We start from the raw sequence: 18,968 nt of genomic DNA on the forward strand, positions 1-18,968 counted from the left end.
TGCTAATTCTTATACAAAATAACTCATGATAATAAATGAAGTAGGGTGTGGATGAAGCAGGCTCAAAGTTATAAGCCGAACTTGATGGTAGGGGATCAGTCTTATCCAGCCTACCAACTCAGAAATTTATTGGCTTACCTTCGCCACCATCATGGCGAAGAGGTTGTTGAGTTACTCTGTTCGCAAATTGGAGTCGGGCTTAAAGAGTTGGAACACCTGCAGGTCATCTATGTGTGGCAAGCTGATTTTGCTATGGATTTTCTTCAGTCCTACACGGGGGACATGGAAGTCGGTGCAAAAGTTGGCCAACAGTATGCGGTAGAAGATTTAGACTTCTTACTGAGTTTTTTTAATCAATGCGATACGATTGGTGATTGCCTGCAGTTCGTGCTATCTCACCCTGAGCTTGTAGGGAGCTTTACCGATACCTTGATTATAGAGCAGGATGATAAGCTACATATTCGTTGGTTAAACACTGGCAAGATTAGTTTAGCGCGTTACTCATGTCAGTTTCAGCACAGTGTATGTGGTCTACTGACAATCGGGAGCGGCTTGGCTGGTCAAGCCATACTTGCTGATAAAATATTGTTGGCAGAACCAGATAGAAGCACAGAGTCTTTAGCTTCGATCACTGGTGCTGATATATTGTGTAATGCCGAATTTAATGAGTGGTCAATTGATAAAAAATACCTCTCACTTCCAGTTAGATACAAATTTGATGAAGATAAAGTCAATACCATCTCAAACCAGCAAGCCTCTTTTATTCAGGTACTGCTGGAAGAGATCCGTAAAACATTTCCTGATTGCCCTAACATGGAGCAGATGGCCAGCAGTCAAAATATGAGCAGTAGGACTTTACGGCGTAGGATCTCTCAAGCGGGTACAAGTTATCAAAAACTGATGGACCAAGTTAGGTGTCAAGCTGCAATAGCTTTGATCTTGTCTCAAGAAAAGAGTATTGAAGAGATTGCTGAGGTGATGGGGTTTGGGGAAGTAAGCCATTTTCGGCAGAGTTTTAAACATTGGCTTGGGCATCCGCCGGGCCATTTTTTGCGGTTAAATGAAACGTAAGTCTCTTTTGAGCTAAGCTCGTCGTGAGTACATAACAAGCTAGCCTTGCTATGTACTAACGATGGATTTTTATAGCATACAATCACCGTTTCACCTATTACTGGCAACTACCTAGGCTTGGAGGTAGTGAATCTATCCAATGTTTTATGAGCTCAACAGCTTCAGTGTGAATTAAGCTTCTACCCAAAGGCGGCATTCTGTCTTTCGGTTCATTCAACTCTTGTCTATATAATAAAATTGAGTGTTCACCATTACCCGGTACGATATCGTATGAAAGCCCTTTAGGGCCTCCATCCCAGCCAGGAGGTTGTTTACAAACTCCATATTGATAACTGGTATGATTAATATGAAAACCAAGTCTAAGTCCTGAAATACTCGCAAAACCTTCCGCCCTATGGCAGTGAGCACAGTTAATATCGAGATAACCTTTGACTCTCTGAGTTAAGTTACTTTGGCTATCAAACAGAGAGGGGGCGTGAGCTATCTCTTGCAGGTTTGGTAAGCCAGTTAGAATATTGAGTCTTTGCCACAGTGTCAGTTGGTTAATTGTTTCACCTCGATAGTTAATATCATGATTAAGTAGGTGAGCCTTAAGGCCGATTGGACTTATGTTACTGCTACCATTTCGGTTTAGCTGATGGCAGAGTTTGCATTCCACTCGACTCGGTACATGGTAGTTAAATGTTTCTACTTGACCTTGATGGTTTAACGTATGGGGGATATCTGCACCAGCTTGAGCCAGTTTTGCTTCACCATCTTGCCATTGGTAGGGCAAGGTCGTCCAACCTGCTTCTCTTTTTATTAATAGTCTCGTCTCTATCAGCACCTGATTTTCTGCATCTTTAATCTGCGTGTCATAGGGCATAGAGAAGGTTTTTGTTAGCACTGTTCCTGTGGGAAATTCAAAGGTATCAGTTAAATTAAACGTTATTTGTCCACCATCAGGAATAAACAAGAAGCGGTATTTGGCTGCATAATTGGTAAATAGCTGACTGGACAGTTCATAGTGCAAACCAGGCTCTACAGCATCAGATGTCGGGGTCGTAGGATCGATAAATAATCCATAACTGGCTAAGTTGTCACAATCCTCACTCATTAAAGCTTCCCAGTTCACGCTCGATGTTGATTGATCACACAGTGATATAGCGGAAGGAGGTGTGGGAGTGACAGGGGGCTGAGCGACTTCTTGTTGGCTATTATCATCAGAGCCACCACAAGCGGTTAATAGCGTGACTAGGAGTAAAAGGAATAAATTGCGCATACTTCACCTTTTATGCTGATAGAGGCAAAGAGGCCGGTAAAACCGGCCTCTATTGTTTGCTCAAAGCTTACATATGCTTGCTATTGAGAGCAGCTTGCGACAGGTAAACGTTTTATCCACTCATAGATAAGTTCAACACCCTCTCCATGAGACAGGCTACGACCAATTTCTGGCATGCGGTCACCTGGTAGATTCGTTTCCATTCTGAAGTGCAGGATGGAACGTTCTGGTGCTGTTGGAACTACATCAAAGCTCAAGTTTCCGCCACCATAAGCCACTGGTGATTTACAGGTACCGTGGGAGAAACCACCGTCTTCACTGTAAGATCTGAAGTACTCAAGTTTAAGGCCTGTGTTAGATGCATTACCTTCAGGGCGATGACAGTGAGCACAATTGACATCTAAATAGCCTTTTGCAGTACGCATTAAGAGCTCGTCAGTCATACTGTTGAGGTTAGCCTCATCACCATCTGAAAATGTAGGCACGGTGTCGATAGTTGCGACATCTGGCACGCCTTGTAAAATGCCAGCTGCTTGCCATTTCATCAGCTGATTCATAGTACCGTCTGCGTAAGCGTAATCTTTATTCAGATGTCTCGCTTTTGGCCCAATAGGGACAAATACAGCAGGGCTACTTGGGTCGGCTTTAAACTGATGACACTGCTTACAGTTGTTCATGCTAGGTACAACATAGTCAAAATCAAATGTCTCCCCGTTATGAGTGACTTGTTTTGCCTGAATCGCTCCAGCTTTTGCAAGTACAGCATCAGATTTGTCAGCATTGAAAATGTATGGAAGTGCCGACCAGCCTGTGGCGCGACGGATAAGAAGGCGGGTTTCCACCATATCTTCATTGCCAAAACCTCTTTGTGCGGTATCAGCAGGTAAGGCGAACGTTTTACTGATCACGGTACCGACTGGGAAGTCCATACTCTCTTGGGCTGAATAGTTTGCAACTTTACCTTCTGGGACAAATACAAAGCGGTATTTACTGGCGTAATCAGTAAATAACTGGGTATTCATATCGTAAGGTAAACCATCAGAATTTGGCGCAGCTGTTGGGTTTGCTGTATCGGCAAACAAATTGTAATCAGATAGATTAGGGCAGTTTGCACCTAATAAAGCTGGCCAGTTGACGTCTGAGCTCGTTGATTCACATAACGCTAAATCACCATCGCCGACGAGACCACCTTCGCCTTCACCGATACTTCCACCGCCGCCAATCAGGTTACCACCATCGCAACCAGCGACGTCATCATCTACACCACAACCGAAGATCTCATCACCGAACGTAACGGTATGTACCGGCAAGCTAACTTGAGCACATTTCATTAGGTCAGTTTGCTGCTCCTCATAAAGGACATCAGCAATATTCATGTCGGTATTATCGTTGGCATAAAGGCGACCAAAAGAGACATCACCATTATCGCTGGCACAGATATTATCGCTGCCATCATCTGCAAATGGCATCTCTTGCAAGCCTAAATAAGCCGCAGTGCCATTATTAGAGAGCATCTCTCCTAAGCCGTCATAGAGGACGCCAGGAAACTTACCATGAGTAAACAGGTAAGCTTTGATGATGTCATCAATCAAATAACCGTTAGGCTTTTTACCATAATCGGTAATAACATTATCGTGTAGATAGATATTACGTGGAGTGGGTCTCCAGCCATCTTCTATCGGTTGGTTCTCTTGACCATAGTTGGCGACAAAAGCACTCATATCAGGTTCAGCGATAAAGAAGCTTGAGATTGTGACACCCATGGTGTCGTGGTTGGTTATCTCGTTATTAAAGATCTCAACATCATCGGTTGAAAGAATGATCATGCCTGTTCCGGGTGGAACGATGTGAACTCCTGCTGGGTTTGCTGATGCATTTGCAAAGTTCTGCGTGTTATTGTCATAGATCTTGTTATTGAATATTCGAACGCTTGAGCCGTATCTGTGGTTGTTGATAGGCAGATCGAATACTAAGATCCCGCCAGTATTGCCCATCGCTTCGTTACCATAGACATCGGCATACTTGGAGTTTTCAATTTCAATCCCGGCAACGTTCTCTTTAGCGATATTGTTTCTGACCACAATATATTGAGATTGGCCGACATAAATACCTGCATCGGCGCTACCACGGACATAGGTATCTTCAATAAGGATATTTTCGCATTCAACAGGGTAGAGGCCATAGGCACCATTGCCTTCATCAAGCTCTCCTTCCCAAACCGTTGCGAGTCTTCGAAGAATAATGCCGTTTGTATTTTTTAGTTTTATGCCATTATTTTTTGCTTCATTGACAGATAGATCCTGAATAATAATGTTGGCGGCATTTTGAACGAAGATGCCATCACCAGAGATAGATTCAGAGAAGTCGAGCACAGTGTCATCCATGCCGTGCCCCATAATGGTGATATTAGATGCGTAAGTCCCATCACCGTCAACATCACCATCGAAAAGTAGGGTCGATGCAATTTTAAAATTACCTTTCGGTAAGACAATCACATCATTAGTTTGAGCATTGATCAGCGCTTCTTGAATACGGGTGGTTAAGTTTTCCCCATCCTCAATGATGATAGCACCTTCAGGAAATGTTGGGCTAGGCTCAGGGGCTGGTGTAACAGTCCCTTCATCTTGCTCTACAACCGGGTCGTCATCATCAGATGAACATGCAGACATACTCAACGCGACAGCACTGGCCACGAGGCTTGGGATTAACCAAGAAGGTTTCTTGTTGAACATAGCGTCTCCTGCTTATTTTTATTATTCCTCTCTTAGATTGCACTGACCTCATTTATATTCAATGTGAAATCCGGCCAACAACTTTTTAACAACTCGCTATCATTAGGGTCGGTGAATGAGGTCAAACAGGGAGAGGGGTAAAAAACGTTATAAAACAGTATGAAACAACAAATAATTAAACGGTTAGTGAGCTAGCTATTGGCTGGTGATAAATATTCATAGATGTATCGCTTTGTTACGCTGATACGAGGCGATTGGGTGAAGATGATTAAGAAGCAATTAATTTCTTTATATTTCTGACTCTCACTAGCTTGTTCGCAAAAGTGGCTGCTTCGAGTGGCTTATCAAAATAGTAACCTTGGATTTGATCGCAATTTAATGCAGAAAGGTACCTAAACTGCGCTTCTGTTTCTACACCTTCCGCTACGACAATTTTACCCAGTTTATGGGCTAACATGATAATAGCTTCTACTATTTGGCTGTTTTCTTTACTTTGAGGGAGCATGTCGATAAATGACTTGTCTATTTTCAACGCGTCACATGGTAGTTGGACTAAATAACTCAATGAGGAGTAGCCAGTGCCGAAATCATCCACGGAGACGTGGATATTAAGATCTTTAAGTTTATTTAAAATTTTAATATTGTCATCGCAGTGATCCATGAGTAGTCGCTCTGTTATCTCTATCTCAAGCTTACTGCCTGCGACTTGATATTTCTGTAATACTGTTTGTATGCCAGTAACTAAATCACCTCTTTGAAATTCTCGGCTTGGGATATTGATTGAAATTACCGGTACATCTAACCCACTTCTTTGCCAAAAACTAATTTGGCTTATCACCTTGTTTAGTATGTACTTATCTAGATCTAGAATAAGATCACTCTTCTCTGAAATTGGAATGAAATCACTGGGTGAGATAACCCCTTCTTTATGATGTACCCAGCGGATTAGAGCCTCTGCACCTACGATAATGCCTGTCTTTGCATCGACCTTTGGTTGATATAACATTTTAAAATCATCGTTCTCTATGGCTAAACGCATCTCATTTTCTAAAAAAAGACGCTTTTTAGCTTTTATCGTCATCTCTTGGGAATAATAGGAATAGCTGTTTTTTCCCCTTTTTTTCACTGAAAGCATAGCTGTTTGCGCATGGGCAATTAAGGTGTCGCTATCTCCTGTAAACTCACTGTGATAAGTGATGCCGATGCTACAGCTGATATAGAGCTCATTGCCATTTATATGGAGTGGGCTCTTCGTTTCTTTGAGAATTTTTTCTGCAACAATAGCAGCACCATTTTCATGTTGAGTAAAATCTAAATAGATGGCAAATTCATCTTCTCCTATTCGGCACAGGGCGTCATTGGTTCTTATCGTCGATTCCAATTTTTGGCTGATCGCTATTAATGCTTGATCGCCCGTTCGATGACCAAAAGTGTCATTGATTGATTTAAAATTATCGATATCAATGTAGAGCAAACAGACATTCAGTTTATGCCGTCTAGCTCGTGCTATCCCCTGATTTACAGATGTCTTAAACAACTCTCGATTAGGCAATTTAGTTAATTGGTCATATTTAAGTAGGTAGTCTGCCTCAGCGGTTGCACTATCAAGCTTTTTATAAATAATGGCTTTTTCATTTTCGACTTGAAGGTTTCTAAACTCTACTCTTGAGATGGCATAGGTGATCGCCCTATGTAGTTTCTCAGGAGAGCACTCAGACTTAGTGATAAAGTCAGTGGCGCCTAATGACAGGAGGTTCTTGGCCAACATATCCTGAGTATGACCAGTTAAAATGATAATAGGGCTTTTCAGGAGCAGGCTAGTTTGTAGCTTTTTTAAGAGTTGGCAGGCATTGCAGTCGGGCAGTTCATAATCAAGTAATACGCAATCAAATTCGCTCGAGTTAAGTTGCTCAAAGGCACCTTTACCGGTTTGGGTCGTGGTGATATTGATAGCGAGTTGGGTGTGGGCTGATAACTCTTGGATCACCGCACTCATGGTTCGGTTATCTTCAACAAGCAGGATTTTAAGAGGGGAATGAATTGAATTCATCAAAAAGTCCTTTTTTTGACTAGCACTTAAAATGTATTTTGACTAGCACTTAAAATATATATAGCGCTTAAGATAGTCAATTTTGTTATATTTGGCCAAATAGTAGACAAGTCTAAAGCGAGTTTAACTAAAATAATCTAGTTATCCAGCATGTGATAACAACAGAGCATAAAAAAGGCTGCATAGCAGCCTTACATTAATCAGTATTAATTATGTGGGATTATCAATTGAGAGTGGTTGGCATTAAATATCAATTCCGAAACCGATAATGAACTGATAGTCATCCTGTTTTGGAAAGCTGTTATCAGAATTTGGCTGCGGCTTGTTGATATGATCCCAAACTAATGACAAGTCAAGATCAAACATATCCGTTAACTCAATGGAGAACCCAGCTAAGGCATGATGAGTATAGCCACCCGATGCATCGCTTCCGTAGTTGATACGGTAGAGCGCGTTAAAGTCAATATCTGATGTTATCTCTACATCATATACAGTATCTATCACAAAGGCGGCACTACTATCATCATCTACTTGGTCTTGGGCTACATTGTCAAACTTTGTGTAAGTGTAGGCTGGACCACCACTTATGCTCCAGTTTGTTTTCGAGGTATCTATGATGTCGTAACCTATACCAAAACCGACAGTCGCTCGATATTCATAGTTTAAAAAAGGATCGATATATATTTCTGCAAAAACAGGACGTAGGTAAAATTGTTTGGAGAGATACCAATCAAAGTTTGTATTGATACGGTGATTATTAATGGTATTGTCACCGTCTGTTTTTGAGTAGTTACCAATATAATCTAAATTATACCTAGACTCTGTGGTGCGTCGATGGGCATTAGCTATCGCACTATAATCTACCTGATCAGTGTTGCCTGAGCGGAGGTTGGCACCTAGAGATATTTTGCTCGACCAGTAGTTTGCTTCCGTTTGCCCACCGGCGATAATGGTCATTATGCGGTTGCGATCAAACTCCTCACCATCGATCAGGGTTTTCCCATCTTCGACAATGAGTTGACCTGTTTTAGTGGTTAGATCTGTAAAGCCTACACTCACAAGTGAGTGGCTTTGTAGTGCTTTAATATCTTCCCAATCGATAAAGAGCGTATCGAGTTCATCACTTTCAAATTCTAACTTATCATCATATAGATTTTTAATTTCACCCTTAAGCAGCTCAAGTGAAGTTAATTGAATCCAGTCAAACTGACTATCTACTGGTATAGTGAGATGGTTAGGGGTGAGTTGCACTGGTTGAGGTTTTTGTGGGCTAGTCGCATAAACACTACAACTGACAAGCAAAGGCATATATAGACCTGCAGCAGTAAGCGCTACAGTCATCTTATTTCGTTGGCTTTTCATAAGCCGCTCCCTGAATAAACTAATTCTAAATGTATGACGAAAGCCGCTATTTTATCTACTGAGAGTATTTTCAGCAAACTTCAGCCACAAAGTTTACTCATTTTGCGAACTGAGTTAGGTTTTGTTTCATTATATCGCTTAACCCATATCATCAAGGTGTTAGGTGTGATCTAGATAGGCTATCTAGTTTTCAAGAGCCACTTACTTCTTAAGATCTAATTTATTTTCACTAGCCAAGCTTACTGTTTCGATAACTTGGTTCATCCAGGGAAGCATAAATTCAGCGATTTGGGCTTGGGCTTTTGTGTTGGGGTGGATACCATCTCGTTGCATTAATTCTGGATGTATGGCGATCTCCTTCATGAAAAATGGCATTAATATAACGTCATGTTCCACTGCAAGCTCCCTATAAACGCCCTCAAACATAGTTGCATAACGCGCCCCGTAATTAGGTGGAACCATCACTTCACTGAGCAATACTTTAACGTTTGCCTGTTTCGCCAAGGTGATTATTTTTGTAAGATTTTCTTTCAGCTGTACGGGTGAAAAACCACGTAGACCATCATTGCCTCCAAGCTCAACAAATATGACTGATGGGCTTGTAGAGTCAAGCAGGGCGGGGAGTCTACGTAATCCGCCTGCGGTTGTTTCTCCACTCACTGAGCCATTTACTATCTGGTGATGAGGTAATTTTTCTCTTAATAAGTTGACCCAACCTTTATCTTCATCGACACCATAACTTGCACTTAGGCTATCACCTAGGATTAATATAGGGGCAGCGTATAATTGTGTGCTAAAAATCATGCAAGTGAGGCAGAATAAGCCCAGTGCACCTTTAAGAAACAGAGAGAAGAAGGATTTTATGTCAGATATCAGTGCTATCACAGTAAACAATCTCGTTAAGTCAGTGGCTACCCAAGAGGGAGAGCTTACTATCCTCAACGGCATCAATATGGATGTCAAGCAGGGAGAGAGTGTGGCTATCTTAGGTCCTTCAGGCTCAGGTAAGTCAACTTTACTTGGTTTGCTTGCCGCACTGGACTCACCTAGCTCAGGTCATATCGTACTTGACGGTGTTGCTATTGAATCATTAAATGAGGAAAAGAAAGCGGCGCTAAGAAAACAAAAAGTCAGCTTCATTTTTCAATCTTTTATGTTAGTCGATACGCTTAATGCGCTTGAAAATGTCATGTTGCCAGCTGAGCTTGCAGGTATTTCAAAAGCAAAAGAGAAAGCCCAAGCCATGCTCGAAAGGGTGGGGCTAAGTCATCGACTGACTCATTTCCCTAATCAACTCTCAGGTGGTGAACAGCAAAGAGTTGCCATTGCCAGAGCCTTTATTTGCGAGCCTAAGGTACTGTTTGCTGATGAGCCCACTGGTAACTTAGATGCCAAAAATAGCGATAAAGTCGCTGATATGTTGTTTGAGCTAAATCGAGAGAGTGATACCACATTAGTATTAGTGACCCATGACTTAGTGCTTGCAAACCGCTGCGAGCGACAGCTTCTAATGGACAGTGGAGTGTTAACGGAGTCTCTAAGCTGCGAAGTCAGTGATGAACAAGAGCATGTTGCAGCCTGCCCGCAAGCTGAAGCGGAGGCGAGCTAATGGAGCTGAGTTTAGCATGGAGGTTGTTTAAGCGGGAGTTAATGCAAGGTCAGCTGCTGCTTATCGTATTAGCCATTACATTAGCTGTATTGTCTGTTACTGGATTAGCTCGTGTGAGTGAGCGATTACAGATTGCGATAAACGGTCAAGCCTCTAAATTTATTGCCGCTGATAGAATTATCAATTCGCCCGTTAAAATTGATCCAAGTATTCTACAAAAAGCGAATGAATTGGGGTTAAACAGCGTCTCTAGTATGCAGTTTAACTCAATGGTTTTTGCTGATGATAAGTTTCAATTAGTCACAGTTAGAGCTGTGGGTGACGCTTATCCCCTTAAAGGTGTTATCGAGCTTAAATCATCGGCTAGGGGCTTGCCTCAACGAGGAGAGCTTTGGTATGAGACTCGGTTAGGGGGATTGTTAGGATACCCACAGGCACTTGAGTTAGGTAATAGCCAATTTTCATTAAGTGAAGAAATTTTACGCTTGCCTGATGCAGGTTTTAATCCTTTTGCATCATCGCCAGTCGTATTAATGCGCTTAGCGGATGTTGCGTCTACGGGAATTATTCAGCCTGGTAGTCGAGTGACATACTTAGCACAATTTACTGGTGACGAGTCCCAGCTAAGTGCTTTTGAAGCGTTTGCAAAGCCATTACTCAATAATAGTCAGCGCTGGATTGATGTACAGTCTGGGGATTCGCCGATAGCTGATGCAGTAAAGCGCGCCGAGCGATTTTTATTGCTGGCCAGTTTATTGGGGATAGCCTTAGCCTGTGCGGCGATAGGTATTGCAGCGCAGCGGTACTGTCATCGCCATTATGATGTGGTTGCCATGCTTAAAACGTTTGGTGCTTCAGGGAAACAGATCCGTACCCTTTTTGGCTTACATCTAATGCTAGTAACACTACTCGGAGTGGTATTAGGTTTGATGGGGGGCTTTGCCTTAGATGCCAGCATTACCGCTTTTTTGCCTGCTGAAATCGCTGCCTACTCACCGCCTTTCACAAGGCCTATCTTACTTGGGCTTGCTACAGGTTTTATTAGTGCTTTTATGTTTTCCGCCTACCCATTGATGCGTTTGTTGTCTATCCCGCCACTTAGGGTCTTACAACGCCAATTAGAGGGTATACAGCTGGGTACGTGGCTGCATTTGATACTGAGCCTAGCTGCTATGGCTATTCTTGGTTACCTCTATTCAGGAAGCTTACCGCTCACCTTAACGGTAGTCGCTGGCGTACTGCTACTTGGGTTATTGCTCAGTATCTTAGGCTTTTTCATGATAAGGCTAGGTCATAGTGTAGGGATGAAAACCACCAATCCTTTGCAGTTGGCGTTAGCTGGTTTACGCAGGCGTGCAAAACAAAATGCGGTGCAATTGGTTGGCTTCAGCAGTGCTTTAGTTTTATTACTGACGATATTTGCTCTTCGGCAAGATCTGCTCAATGAATGGCAGAAGCAGCTACCGGAAAACGCCCCTAACTACTTTCTCGTTAATATTGCTCCAGATGAGAGTGAGCCTTTAGAAGCCTACCTTAAGGAAAATACGGTTAAAACAACTGATATTTACCCTGTGATCCGAGGCAGACTGATTGAGATCAATGGTGAAGCGTTACTTTCTGGTGAAGAGATTGAAGCAGGAGCTGAGGGCAGAAGAGGGATCTCAAGAGAACTTAATTTAACATGGCGTAATAGTGTGCCGCCTAATAATGAGATACTGGAAGGTCAGTTTAACGTTAATGCTGATGATGTTTCAGTTGAATCAGGCGTCGCTGAGCGCTTAAATCTAAAGATAGGTGATAGCCTAACCTATGTTATCGACAATCAAAAGTTAGTGGTAAATGTTGCAAGCATACGAGCCGTTCATTGGGAAACCTTACAGCCAAACTTTTTTATGATCTTTACCAAGGAGGCGTTAGCGCCCTTCGCTTATACCTCGATGGCAAGCTTTTACCTTGATGAGGGGAAGTCGTCCATCATTCTCGATATTATTAAGCAATACCCTACAGTGTCGATTATCGATGTTGGTAATATGATAAAGCAGCTTAGGCAGATAATAGATCAAGTCTCATTATCTCTAACACTGGTATTAGTATTGGTATTGTTGGCGAGCAGCTTGGTGATGATAGCCCAAACTGAAGCTGGTATGGCGACCAGACAAAGAGAGTTGGCGGTATTAAGAACATTCGGCGCATCAGGTTGGTTACTGAGGATGGCAACAGGTTTAGAGTTTGCACTGTTAGGTTTGATAGCAGGCCTGCTTGCGGTGATCGTAGCAGAATTTATTTTGTACCTACTCAAGACACAAGTATTTGAGCTCAATGTATACATGCACTGGCCTTGGTGGGGCATTGCGCCTGTTTGTGGCGCTGTTACCGTCGCTTTACTCGGTGTTTGGCGTTGCCGTCAACTGTTGAGTAAGTCCTGTGGAGAGCTACTGAAGGCTGGCTAACAATGACCATCTATTTTGATTATTACTATTTGGCTATTAAGGTTATCTACAGGTTTCATAAGCTAATATATTGATTAAAAGGCGAAGTTATATGGCTTCGCCTTTTTTATGCCCCTTTGATACATATTTACCATCTATCAATTGCCTTGTCGGTCATTGATAGATCAGAAAAGAGCGAACAGATGCTGCCTAGTGAGAGATTTCAACATAAAGACTTTATTACTCAATGTTTTGCCGTATTAATTCTTTTTTGTCTGCTTTTATCACCCGCTAAAGCCGAACAAACGAGAGTGATGCCATCCTCTGGTGAGGGGTGGGTGAAAGCGTCTACTAAACGGGATGCAAGCGTATGGACAAGGGAGGTGGCAGGCACTTCAGTCAAGGAGGTTAAGCTTGAAGCGGTCATTGATGCGCCCGTAGAGCAAGTATGGCGAACTGTAAGTCAGGTTGAGCATTACACTCAGTTTATGCCTTATGTCGATGAAATCACTGTATTTGATGATAAAGGCAGTGACAATCAATATGTTTATCATAGGGTCAATCCGCCTATTGTTAGCCAAAGGGACTATACCTTGCTTATTGCCAATGAGGTGAATAGTGAGCAGGGACATTACTATCGATATTGGACACAGAAAAATGAGTTTGGTCCCGCTCCCATAGACGGTGTCGTCCGGTTAACTATCTGCGATGGCAGCTGGGAGCTCACTGCGACCGAGGATGGAGGAACTCGCGTGACATATTGGTTATATACCGATCCAGGGGGCAGCATACCCTCATGGCTCGCTAATAAGGCAAATCGTTCTGGTTTATACGATATTGTGTTTGCCATCGAAAAGCGTGCTCAAGATAAGAGCTGGCAATGACCGTTTACAAGTCTTTGTGCAGTAATGCTGCAAATGCGCCTTCTAGTTGCGGATATTTAAATTGGTAACCTGCTTCAAGTGCGCGCTGAGGGATGACGTATTGCCCTTGAGTCAGTAGTTCAGACATCTCGCCTAAGATAAGTTTTAGTAAAGTGGCTGGCATTGGCATCAAAGCGGGGCGAGACAGTGATTTCCCTAAAAGCTTACTGTATCGGTAGTTACTAACAGGGTGTGGCGCTGTCGCATTGAATATACCGCTGCAGGCAGGTGAAGCTAATAAAAATAGCATGAGACCAATATGATCATCTTGATGTATCCAACTCATACCTTGCTGTCCATTGCCTATGGGACCACCCAAAGCTATCTTGAAGGGGAGTAACATTTTTGCAAGTGCACCGCCTGACAGCCCCAAGACAAGCCCTGTTCGTAAAATGCACACTCTGGTATTAGGAGACGCTGCCTGTAAAGCAAGCTCTTCCCATCGACTGCAAACCCGAAAAGGAAAACTACTTTTGTCCGTGGAGGAAAATATGTAAGACTCATCAATGGGGGATGTATCTTGGGCGCCATAGATGCCAATAGCAGATGAACTGATGAAAACGCTTGGAGGCTGTTGACTGGCATTTATTAATTCAGCGATCCTTGAAGTTAGATCCCATCGACTGTTACAAATCTTTTGCTTTTGTTTGTCAGACCAACGTTTGTTGGCAATAGGCTCACCAGCTAAGTTAATGACAGCATCAAATTCATTAAAGTTCGAGAGTGAAGAAAGGCTAGCTAGATATTGATGTTCTGCCCCTAGTTGGTGGTGAGCTGAGGCTGGAGAGCGAGTAAGAATGGTCAGTTTGTTTTCATGACTCAAGGCCCTTACTAGCTGGTGGCCTATAAAGCCTGTAGCGCCAGTGATCAATATTTTCATCAGTGAGTATTATCTGCATCAAAGAGAGCCATGTTCTCAATTGTAGCAGAGTAAAAAGCAAAGCTAAAAGTGAGAACATGGATTTAAAGTTGACGAAGTGCTTCTTAATTAATTGTTTTAATAGTTATTAGTCTTCTGGTAACACAGTGACAATGAAACCGAGTCGGCAAAACGTAAGGCGTGAGGTTTGTCAATTTCAACGTTTGCAAACTCAACCCAAGGATGCTCACTTGCAATATCAAGTACTTGCCCTGTGAGATTTTCTAATAAATTAAATCGGTTATGTTCAACTAATTCGATGATTTTTTTAGTAATCGTGCGATAATTCAAAGCGTCATCCATATTGTCACTATTACGAGCCTTGTTGGCGCAATAGTGAATTTCAGCATTAATTAAGACATCCTGCTTATTTTGGATTTCGTCATCCTTAATACCAATAAATGTTCTTAGTCGAAGATTTTTGATGCGTATTATCGCGATTTCTGCTCTCATGCTAATCTTTGCTCCATGCTGAAGTTTTTTGGTTTAGCTTTTGGTTTAGTTATTGAGTATTAAGCCTACCAATCTATTTGTTAATCTTGAAGGAATTTATTCATATGCCGAGAATTGATACACAATCAGTCGCGTATAAGGGATTTGCGATAATGGCATTTATCGTCATAATTTTAGCGGGAATAAAGGCTGCTAGCCCTATAGTCGTCCCATTTGTGCTTTCGGCTTTTATCGCAGTGATCTGTAATCCAGTTATTGGCGGAATGACTCGCTTTAAAGTCCCACGGGGGCTAGCGGTACTCTTGCTGATGGTGTTTATTGTTATGATGGGCCTGTGGTTAGCACAAATTGTGGGAAGCTCAATTAATGAGTTTTCGACTCAGTTACCCCATTATCGTGATCAACTGATAGATCAGTTTGGTTGGATTGTGGAAAAGCTGCAGGCATTTAATATTATTATTACTAAAGAGCAGATACTGGCTTATTTTGATCCTGGTATAGCATTATCCATGACAACGAACATGCTGACAGGTGTTGGCGGCGTGATGGCTAACCTGTTTCTTATCATTTTGACTGTTGTCTTTATGTTATTTGAGTCCCAATCTTTGCCAAAGAAGCTTCACTTTGCCCTCGATGATCCTGATATGAGAATGCAGCAGATTGATAAGTTTCTGCACTCAGTCAATCAGTACATGGTGATCAAGACATTAGTCAGTTTAGCAACAGGGTTAATTGTCAGTACTGGCTTGTTTATTATTGGTGTTGATTACGCCTTACTTTGGGGAGTGATTGCCTTTCTGTTTAACTATATCCCTAACATTGGCTCAATCATCGCGGCAATACCTTCGGTCTTGTTAGCGTTCATCCAGCTCGGCCCTGCAGCTGCTGGTGGGACAGCATTACTCTACTTGGGAACGAATATGGTTATGGGGAATGTTGTTGAGCCAAGATATATGGGCAAAGGCTTAGGTTTATCGACCTTAGTTGTGTTTTTATCATTAATATTTTGGGGCTGGCTACTAGGCTCTGTAGGCATGTTATTATCAGTGCCGCTCACTATGATCGTGAAAATTGCGTTAGAGTCAAGCAAAGGCGGAAGTTGGTTGGCAATATTACTTGCTGACGATGTCGATGACGTGGGACCTAAAAGTGAAGAGGATGATACCACCCAAGCGGCATAACAGCGCTTTATGGATTATTGAACAAAACCACACCTGATGTGGTTTTGTTGTTTTTATTGTGAATTTGCAACAAGTAGGTGAAATGCAGTTATTTTTTGATGAGTTAGGGAAAGTCACATTAGGGGGGGAGGTTAGTCGACTCTTCCATGGTCGTGGTGGCTTATATCAAGGCGCAGAGCATATCAGCCTTGATTGGTTTCCTCCCGTGTTATTGTTAACCAGTTTTAAGCCATTAGCAGCCGATGAGCTGGCGCTATCAGTTGAAAATATTAAACAAAGGTGGCAAGCGCTTAATGGTGAACAAACCTTGAACCTTGTTTTTCAATATCGCAGTGGTGGCCAAACTCAAACGGAACTCCTTGAGGGGGCTGTGCCTGAAAAGCACACCGTAAGAGAAAATGGGGCAACCTATCAGGTTCATCTGCTCAAAGGTCAGAATCATGGCTTATTCCTTGATATGAAAAATGGCCGTCAATGGGTAAGAGAAAATGCAGTCAATAAAAAGATACTCAACCTGTTCTCTTATACCTGTGGATTTTCCGTTGCCGCTCTTCAGGGCGGTGCAGACAGTGTGGTTAATATAGATATGAGCAAAGGGGCTTTATCTATTGGCAAACAGAATCATCTGCTCAATGGCTTTTCAACAGGTGCTCGCTTTTTCGGCCATGATATTTTTAAGTCTTGGGGGAAACTGACCAAGCTTGGCCCCTACGAAATGATTATCGCCGATCCGCCAAGTAATCAGAAAGGTAGCTTTGTTGCCACAAAAGATTACTCACGACTTTTAAAGCGTTTACCTGAGCTGTTAGCACCTCAAGGTGAGGTGCTTTTATGCCTGAATGCTCCAGAGCTGAGCGTAGACTTTCTGATGGAACAGGTCAATGAGTATAGCCCTAAGCTAACGTTTGTTGATCGACTGGCTAACCCTGCTATTTTTGCAGATATAAGTCCTGATAAATCGCTAAAAGTACTAAGGTATAGACGTACTGATTAGTGTTACCCATGATAAAGCCGATACTGACTGAAGTTGGTATCTGGTTTTATAGGTGATAGGTCAGATGTTTTCGTTAGTATCCCAGACGTTCATGTATTGTTGATTGCCCGTGGGACTCAATAATATGCTCAACTTTAGCTCTATCGATATACTTCAGTGCTGAAATTTCATTAAAGAGTCTATCTTGTACATCGATGGGCATATTCATCATATCCATAAACATAAAGATATTAAGGGTATCTCCTTCTCCAAACAGATCCACAAGCCTTCCAGCTTCAAATTCTACAAGCGCATTCATATCAGTGTCCTCCGCGTATCACTTTGACGAACTGCCCCAAATGACCATTTTTTTGATGGCTACCTTAATTGATAGCAGCTCAATGGCTGAAACCTAGATTATTTGGTAGCAAAAAATAGTTTTTAGTCATCAATATGAATAATGTTATGTAACTCTTTCTGTTTTGGTTACAGTTTGATTGGTGGGTTAGGCGGTTTTAGGCCGATTTTAAGTTTCGAGTGAAACTAAACTGAAAGTTTTGTGTAACTTTTGGTTTGTTGCTGATATAATCAACCCTAAGAAGTTAGTAGAACATCTGCCACTTCCTATCTTGGCAAAATGTCATCTATGTAATGACATGCCTCAGACCTTACAAACAAGTAATTCGGAGTTGTTATGGAAGTTCAAGAATACGAAAGCGCATACTACCAAGTACAAGATGAAGTTATTGAGTCTTTACCTGTAGAGAAGGATGAAGAGGCGTTTTTGGATTAGGGAATAATCCTCAATTCATGAGTTAAACTGGGTCGAACCCAGAATAAAAAAGAGCAACATTATGTTGCTCTTTTTTGTGTCAAGAATCATTCAAAAGGGGTCTTTAAAAAGGGATTAGTTCAAATTACCTTTCTCTGGTAAAACTTCAACAATGACCCAACGTGGGCCGTCTTTATGTAATCTTATTGTTCTATCGTCAATCCAAGGTTGTCCACCTTTCAACCCATGCATTTTAATGATCACTGTGACATCATCAGTAAACTTTCTGAAAAAATCGATATCAATCTCTTCAATCTCCATCGTAACCTGTGTCATGGATAAGTTGAGGACGTGTCTCTGTACGGCTGAGGCAATGTAGTAATGGGCTAATACCTCTTGCATGGGCTCGCTGACAAACTGCTTGGCTTTTTCTACGTCACGGTCAACATAGATTGCGTTAAAAAAACCAAGAGAAACCTGCTCTGGTGTGCGAGTTGCTTCACTATTTGAGCCATCGGGGCTACATGCAACCAAAAAGGCCAAACTGATCAAAATCAGTATTCTCATATAATATTTTTTAGGGTGAGGTATGTATTTGTTCAGTATCCCTATTATGCTAGCGCTTGGCAAGACAGATAGCACAAAATGATTATTATCACTTGACCTAAAGCATAAAATAGGGCATATCTGAATGAATAACTTTTAACTGTTATCCACAGAATCTGTGGACAAGTATGTTGAAGACTAGATGCATAACTTTTAACTTGCTGTTTATTATGCATTTAAATTGGTGGTTAAAAAGTGACAGCTTGTGTTTTTCCGTTGTTTTTACAGCATCCATTCAGCTAACTTAGCCTATTATCACAGATCTCTTCACCCTTTCTCCTGATTGTTAGCTTTTATAAATAGTTATCCACTTCAGCTTTCGACATTACACCAATCGGTATAAAGGTGTGGCCATTCAGCGAGAGTTTAGCGATTGTGAAACAAGGTCATTAATTGCTCCTGCATTAACGACATTCAGAACATCCATGTTCTTTGCAACGAGTGAGAAACATAGTTATTCTACGTTTAAGCTCGTTAACGCCGTATCAGAAGCGCTAAAACTCGCCTAAAAGGAGTGTTTTTGGCTGCCTACTTCTGTGTTAAATAAGTTCAAAAGGGATCACCATTCCCTCACTCATTCGCCTTGAATTATGCTGCCAAAAATAACTCTGAACTGACCACTTTCTT

At 41.9% G+C, this 18,968-nt stretch carries 15 protein-coding genes; 6 read left to right on the forward strand and 9 right to left on the reverse strand.

From position 1 onward, the window contains the following. Nucleotides 1-51: 51 nt before the first annotated feature. A complete protein-coding gene (locus BM736_RS17975; RefSeq protein ID WP_076414717.1) occupies nt 52-1,071 on the forward strand; it encodes a helix-turn-helix domain-containing protein in 1,020 nt (339 codons plus the stop codon). 97 nt (nt 1,072-1,168) lie between these two features. Here the strand turns inward: BM736_RS17975 and BM736_RS17980 are convergent, their stop codons facing one another. From BM736_RS17980 to BM736_RS18000, 5 genes are all read right to left on the reverse strand, one after another. After that, nucleotides 1,169-2,332, reverse strand: a complete 1,164-nt coding sequence (locus tag BM736_RS17980; protein WP_076414719.1) for an SO2930 family diheme c-type cytochrome — start codon at nt 2,330-2,332, stop codon at nt 1,169-1,171. Nucleotides 2,333-2,412: 80 nt separating this feature from the next. After that, on the reverse strand, nt 2,413-5,064 hold the full coding sequence (locus tag BM736_RS17985) for a parallel beta-helix domain-containing protein (protein WP_076414721.1): 2,652 nt from the start codon (nt 5,062-5,064) through the stop codon (nt 2,413-2,415). 268 nt (nt 5,065-5,332) lie between these two features. Next, nucleotides 5,333-7,114, reverse strand: a complete 1,782-nt coding sequence (locus BM736_RS17990) for an EAL domain-containing protein (RefSeq protein ID WP_076414723.1) — start codon at nt 7,112-7,114, stop codon at nt 5,333-5,335. Between the two features lie 243 nt (nt 7,115-7,357). Further along, on the reverse strand, nt 7,358-8,476 hold the full coding sequence (locus BM736_RS17995; protein WP_076414725.1) for a YdiY family protein: 1,119 nt from the start codon (nt 8,474-8,476) through the stop codon (nt 7,358-7,360). 201 nt (nt 8,477-8,677) lie between these two features. Then, nucleotides 8,678-9,280 carry an arylesterase gene (locus BM736_RS18000; RefSeq protein ID WP_076414727.1) on the reverse strand — a complete coding sequence of 201 codons (603 nt, stop codon included), beginning with the start codon at nt 9,278-9,280 and terminating at the stop codon, nt 8,678-8,680. 58 nt (nt 9,281-9,338) lie between these two features. Between BM736_RS18000 and BM736_RS18005 the strand changes: the two genes are divergently transcribed. From BM736_RS18005 to BM736_RS18015, 3 genes are all read left to right on the forward strand, one after another. Further along, nucleotides 9,339-10,085, forward strand: a complete 747-nt coding sequence (locus tag BM736_RS18005) for an ABC transporter ATP-binding protein (RefSeq protein WP_076414864.1) — start codon at nt 9,339-9,341, stop codon at nt 10,083-10,085. Continuing rightward, a complete protein-coding gene (locus BM736_RS18010) occupies nt 10,085-12,535 on the forward strand; it encodes an ABC transporter permease (RefSeq protein WP_076414729.1) in 2,451 nt (816 codons plus the stop codon). The genes BM736_RS18005 and BM736_RS18010 overlap by 1 nt, the downstream gene beginning before the upstream one ends. Nucleotides 12,536-12,717: 182 nt before the next feature. Continuing rightward, nucleotides 12,718-13,398, forward strand: a complete 681-nt coding sequence (locus BM736_RS18015; protein ID WP_256717964.1) for an START domain-containing protein — start codon at nt 12,718-12,720, stop codon at nt 13,396-13,398. A gap of 4 nt (nt 13,399-13,402) precedes the next feature. Here the strand turns inward: BM736_RS18015 and BM736_RS18020 are convergent, their stop codons facing one another. Further along, on the reverse strand, nt 13,403-14,317 hold the full coding sequence (locus BM736_RS18020; RefSeq protein ID WP_076414731.1) for a TIGR01777 family oxidoreductase: 915 nt from the start codon (nt 14,315-14,317) through the stop codon (nt 13,403-13,405). A 117-nt stretch (nt 14,318-14,434) separates the two neighbouring features. Then, nucleotides 14,435-14,809 carry a dihydroneopterin triphosphate 2'-epimerase gene (folX, locus tag BM736_RS18025; RefSeq protein ID WP_076414733.1) on the reverse strand — a complete coding sequence of 125 codons (375 nt, stop codon included), beginning with the start codon at nt 14,807-14,809 and terminating at the stop codon, nt 14,435-14,437. A 104-nt stretch (nt 14,810-14,913) separates the two neighbouring features. Here folX and BM736_RS18030 point away from each other — a divergent pair, with 104 nt between their 5' ends. Together BM736_RS18030 and BM736_RS18035 are read left to right on the forward strand one after the other, a co-directional pair. Continuing rightward, nucleotides 14,914-15,990: an AI-2E family transporter gene (locus tag BM736_RS18030; protein ID WP_076414735.1), complete on the forward strand. Its 1,077-nt coding sequence runs from the start codon at nt 14,914-14,916 to the stop codon at nt 15,988-15,990. 82 nt (nt 15,991-16,072) lie between these two features. Continuing rightward, nucleotides 16,073-16,984 carry a class I SAM-dependent methyltransferase gene (locus BM736_RS18035; RefSeq protein ID WP_076414737.1) on the forward strand — a complete coding sequence of 304 codons (912 nt, stop codon included), beginning with the start codon at nt 16,073-16,075 and terminating at the stop codon, nt 16,982-16,984. Between the two features lie 73 nt (nt 16,985-17,057). Here the strand turns inward: BM736_RS18035 and BM736_RS18040 are convergent, their stop codons facing one another. Continuing rightward, nucleotides 17,058-17,282, reverse strand: a complete 225-nt coding sequence (locus BM736_RS18040) for a hypothetical protein (protein WP_076414739.1) — start codon at nt 17,280-17,282, stop codon at nt 17,058-17,060. Nucleotides 17,283-17,870: 588 nt separating this feature from the next. Then, nucleotides 17,871-18,302, reverse strand: a complete 432-nt coding sequence (locus BM736_RS18045; RefSeq protein ID WP_076414741.1) for a hypothetical protein — start codon at nt 18,300-18,302, stop codon at nt 17,871-17,873. Nucleotides 18,303-18,968 lie beyond the last annotated feature (666 nt).

The sequence above is a fragment of the Shewanella sp. UCD-KL12 genome (assembly GCF_001957125.1).
Classification (GTDB): Bacteria; Pseudomonadota; Gammaproteobacteria; order Enterobacterales; family Shewanellaceae; genus Shewanella.

Excerpts from the sequence above, each read along its gene's own strand:
- BM736_RS18005 (WP_076414864.1), top strand. The coding sequence starts at position 9,339 with ATGTCAGATATCAGTGCTATCACAGTAAACAATCTCGTTAAGTCAGTG.
- BM736_RS18035 (WP_076414737.1), top strand. The coding sequence starts at position 16,073 with ATGCAGTTATTTTTTGATGAGTTAGGGAAAGTCACATTAGGGGGGGAG.
- BM736_RS18010 (WP_076414729.1), top strand. The coding sequence starts at position 10,085 with ATGGAGCTGAGTTTAGCATGGAGGTTGTTTAAGCGGGAGTTAATGCAA.
- BM736_RS18020 (WP_076414731.1), bottom strand. The coding sequence starts at position 14,317 with ATGAAAATATTGATCACTGGCGCTACAGGCTTTATAGGCCACCAGCTA.
- folX (WP_076414733.1), bottom strand. The coding sequence starts at position 14,809 with ATGAGAGCAGAAATCGCGATAATACGCATCAAAAATCTTCGACTAAGA.
- BM736_RS18000 (WP_076414727.1), bottom strand. The coding sequence starts at position 9,280 with ATGATTTTTAGCACACAATTATACGCTGCCCCTATATTAATCCTAGGT.
- BM736_RS18030 (WP_076414735.1), top strand. The coding sequence starts at position 14,914 with ATGCCGAGAATTGATACACAATCAGTCGCGTATAAGGGATTTGCGATA.
- BM736_RS17990 (WP_076414723.1), bottom strand. The coding sequence starts at position 7,114 with ATGAATTCAATTCATTCCCCTCTTAAAATCCTGCTTGTTGAAGATAAC.
- BM736_RS17985 (WP_076414721.1), bottom strand. The coding sequence starts at position 5,064 with ATGTTCAACAAGAAACCTTCTTGGTTAATCCCAAGCCTCGTGGCCAGT.
- BM736_RS17980 (WP_076414719.1), bottom strand. The coding sequence starts at position 2,332 with ATGCGCAATTTATTCCTTTTACTCCTAGTCACGCTATTAACCGCTTGT.
- BM736_RS18045 (WP_076414741.1), bottom strand. The coding sequence starts at position 18,302 with ATGAGAATACTGATTTTGATCAGTTTGGCCTTTTTGGTTGCATGTAGC.
- BM736_RS18015 (WP_256717964.1), top strand. The coding sequence starts at position 12,718 with ATGCTGCCTAGTGAGAGATTTCAACATAAAGACTTTATTACTCAATGT.
- BM736_RS17975 (WP_076414717.1), top strand. The coding sequence starts at position 52 with ATGAAGCAGGCTCAAAGTTATAAGCCGAACTTGATGGTAGGGGATCAG.
- BM736_RS18040 (WP_076414739.1), bottom strand. The coding sequence starts at position 17,282 with ATGAATGCGCTTGTAGAATTTGAAGCTGGAAGGCTTGTGGATCTGTTT.
- BM736_RS17995 (WP_076414725.1), bottom strand. The coding sequence starts at position 8,476 with ATGAAAAGCCAACGAAATAAGATGACTGTAGCGCTTACTGCTGCAGGT.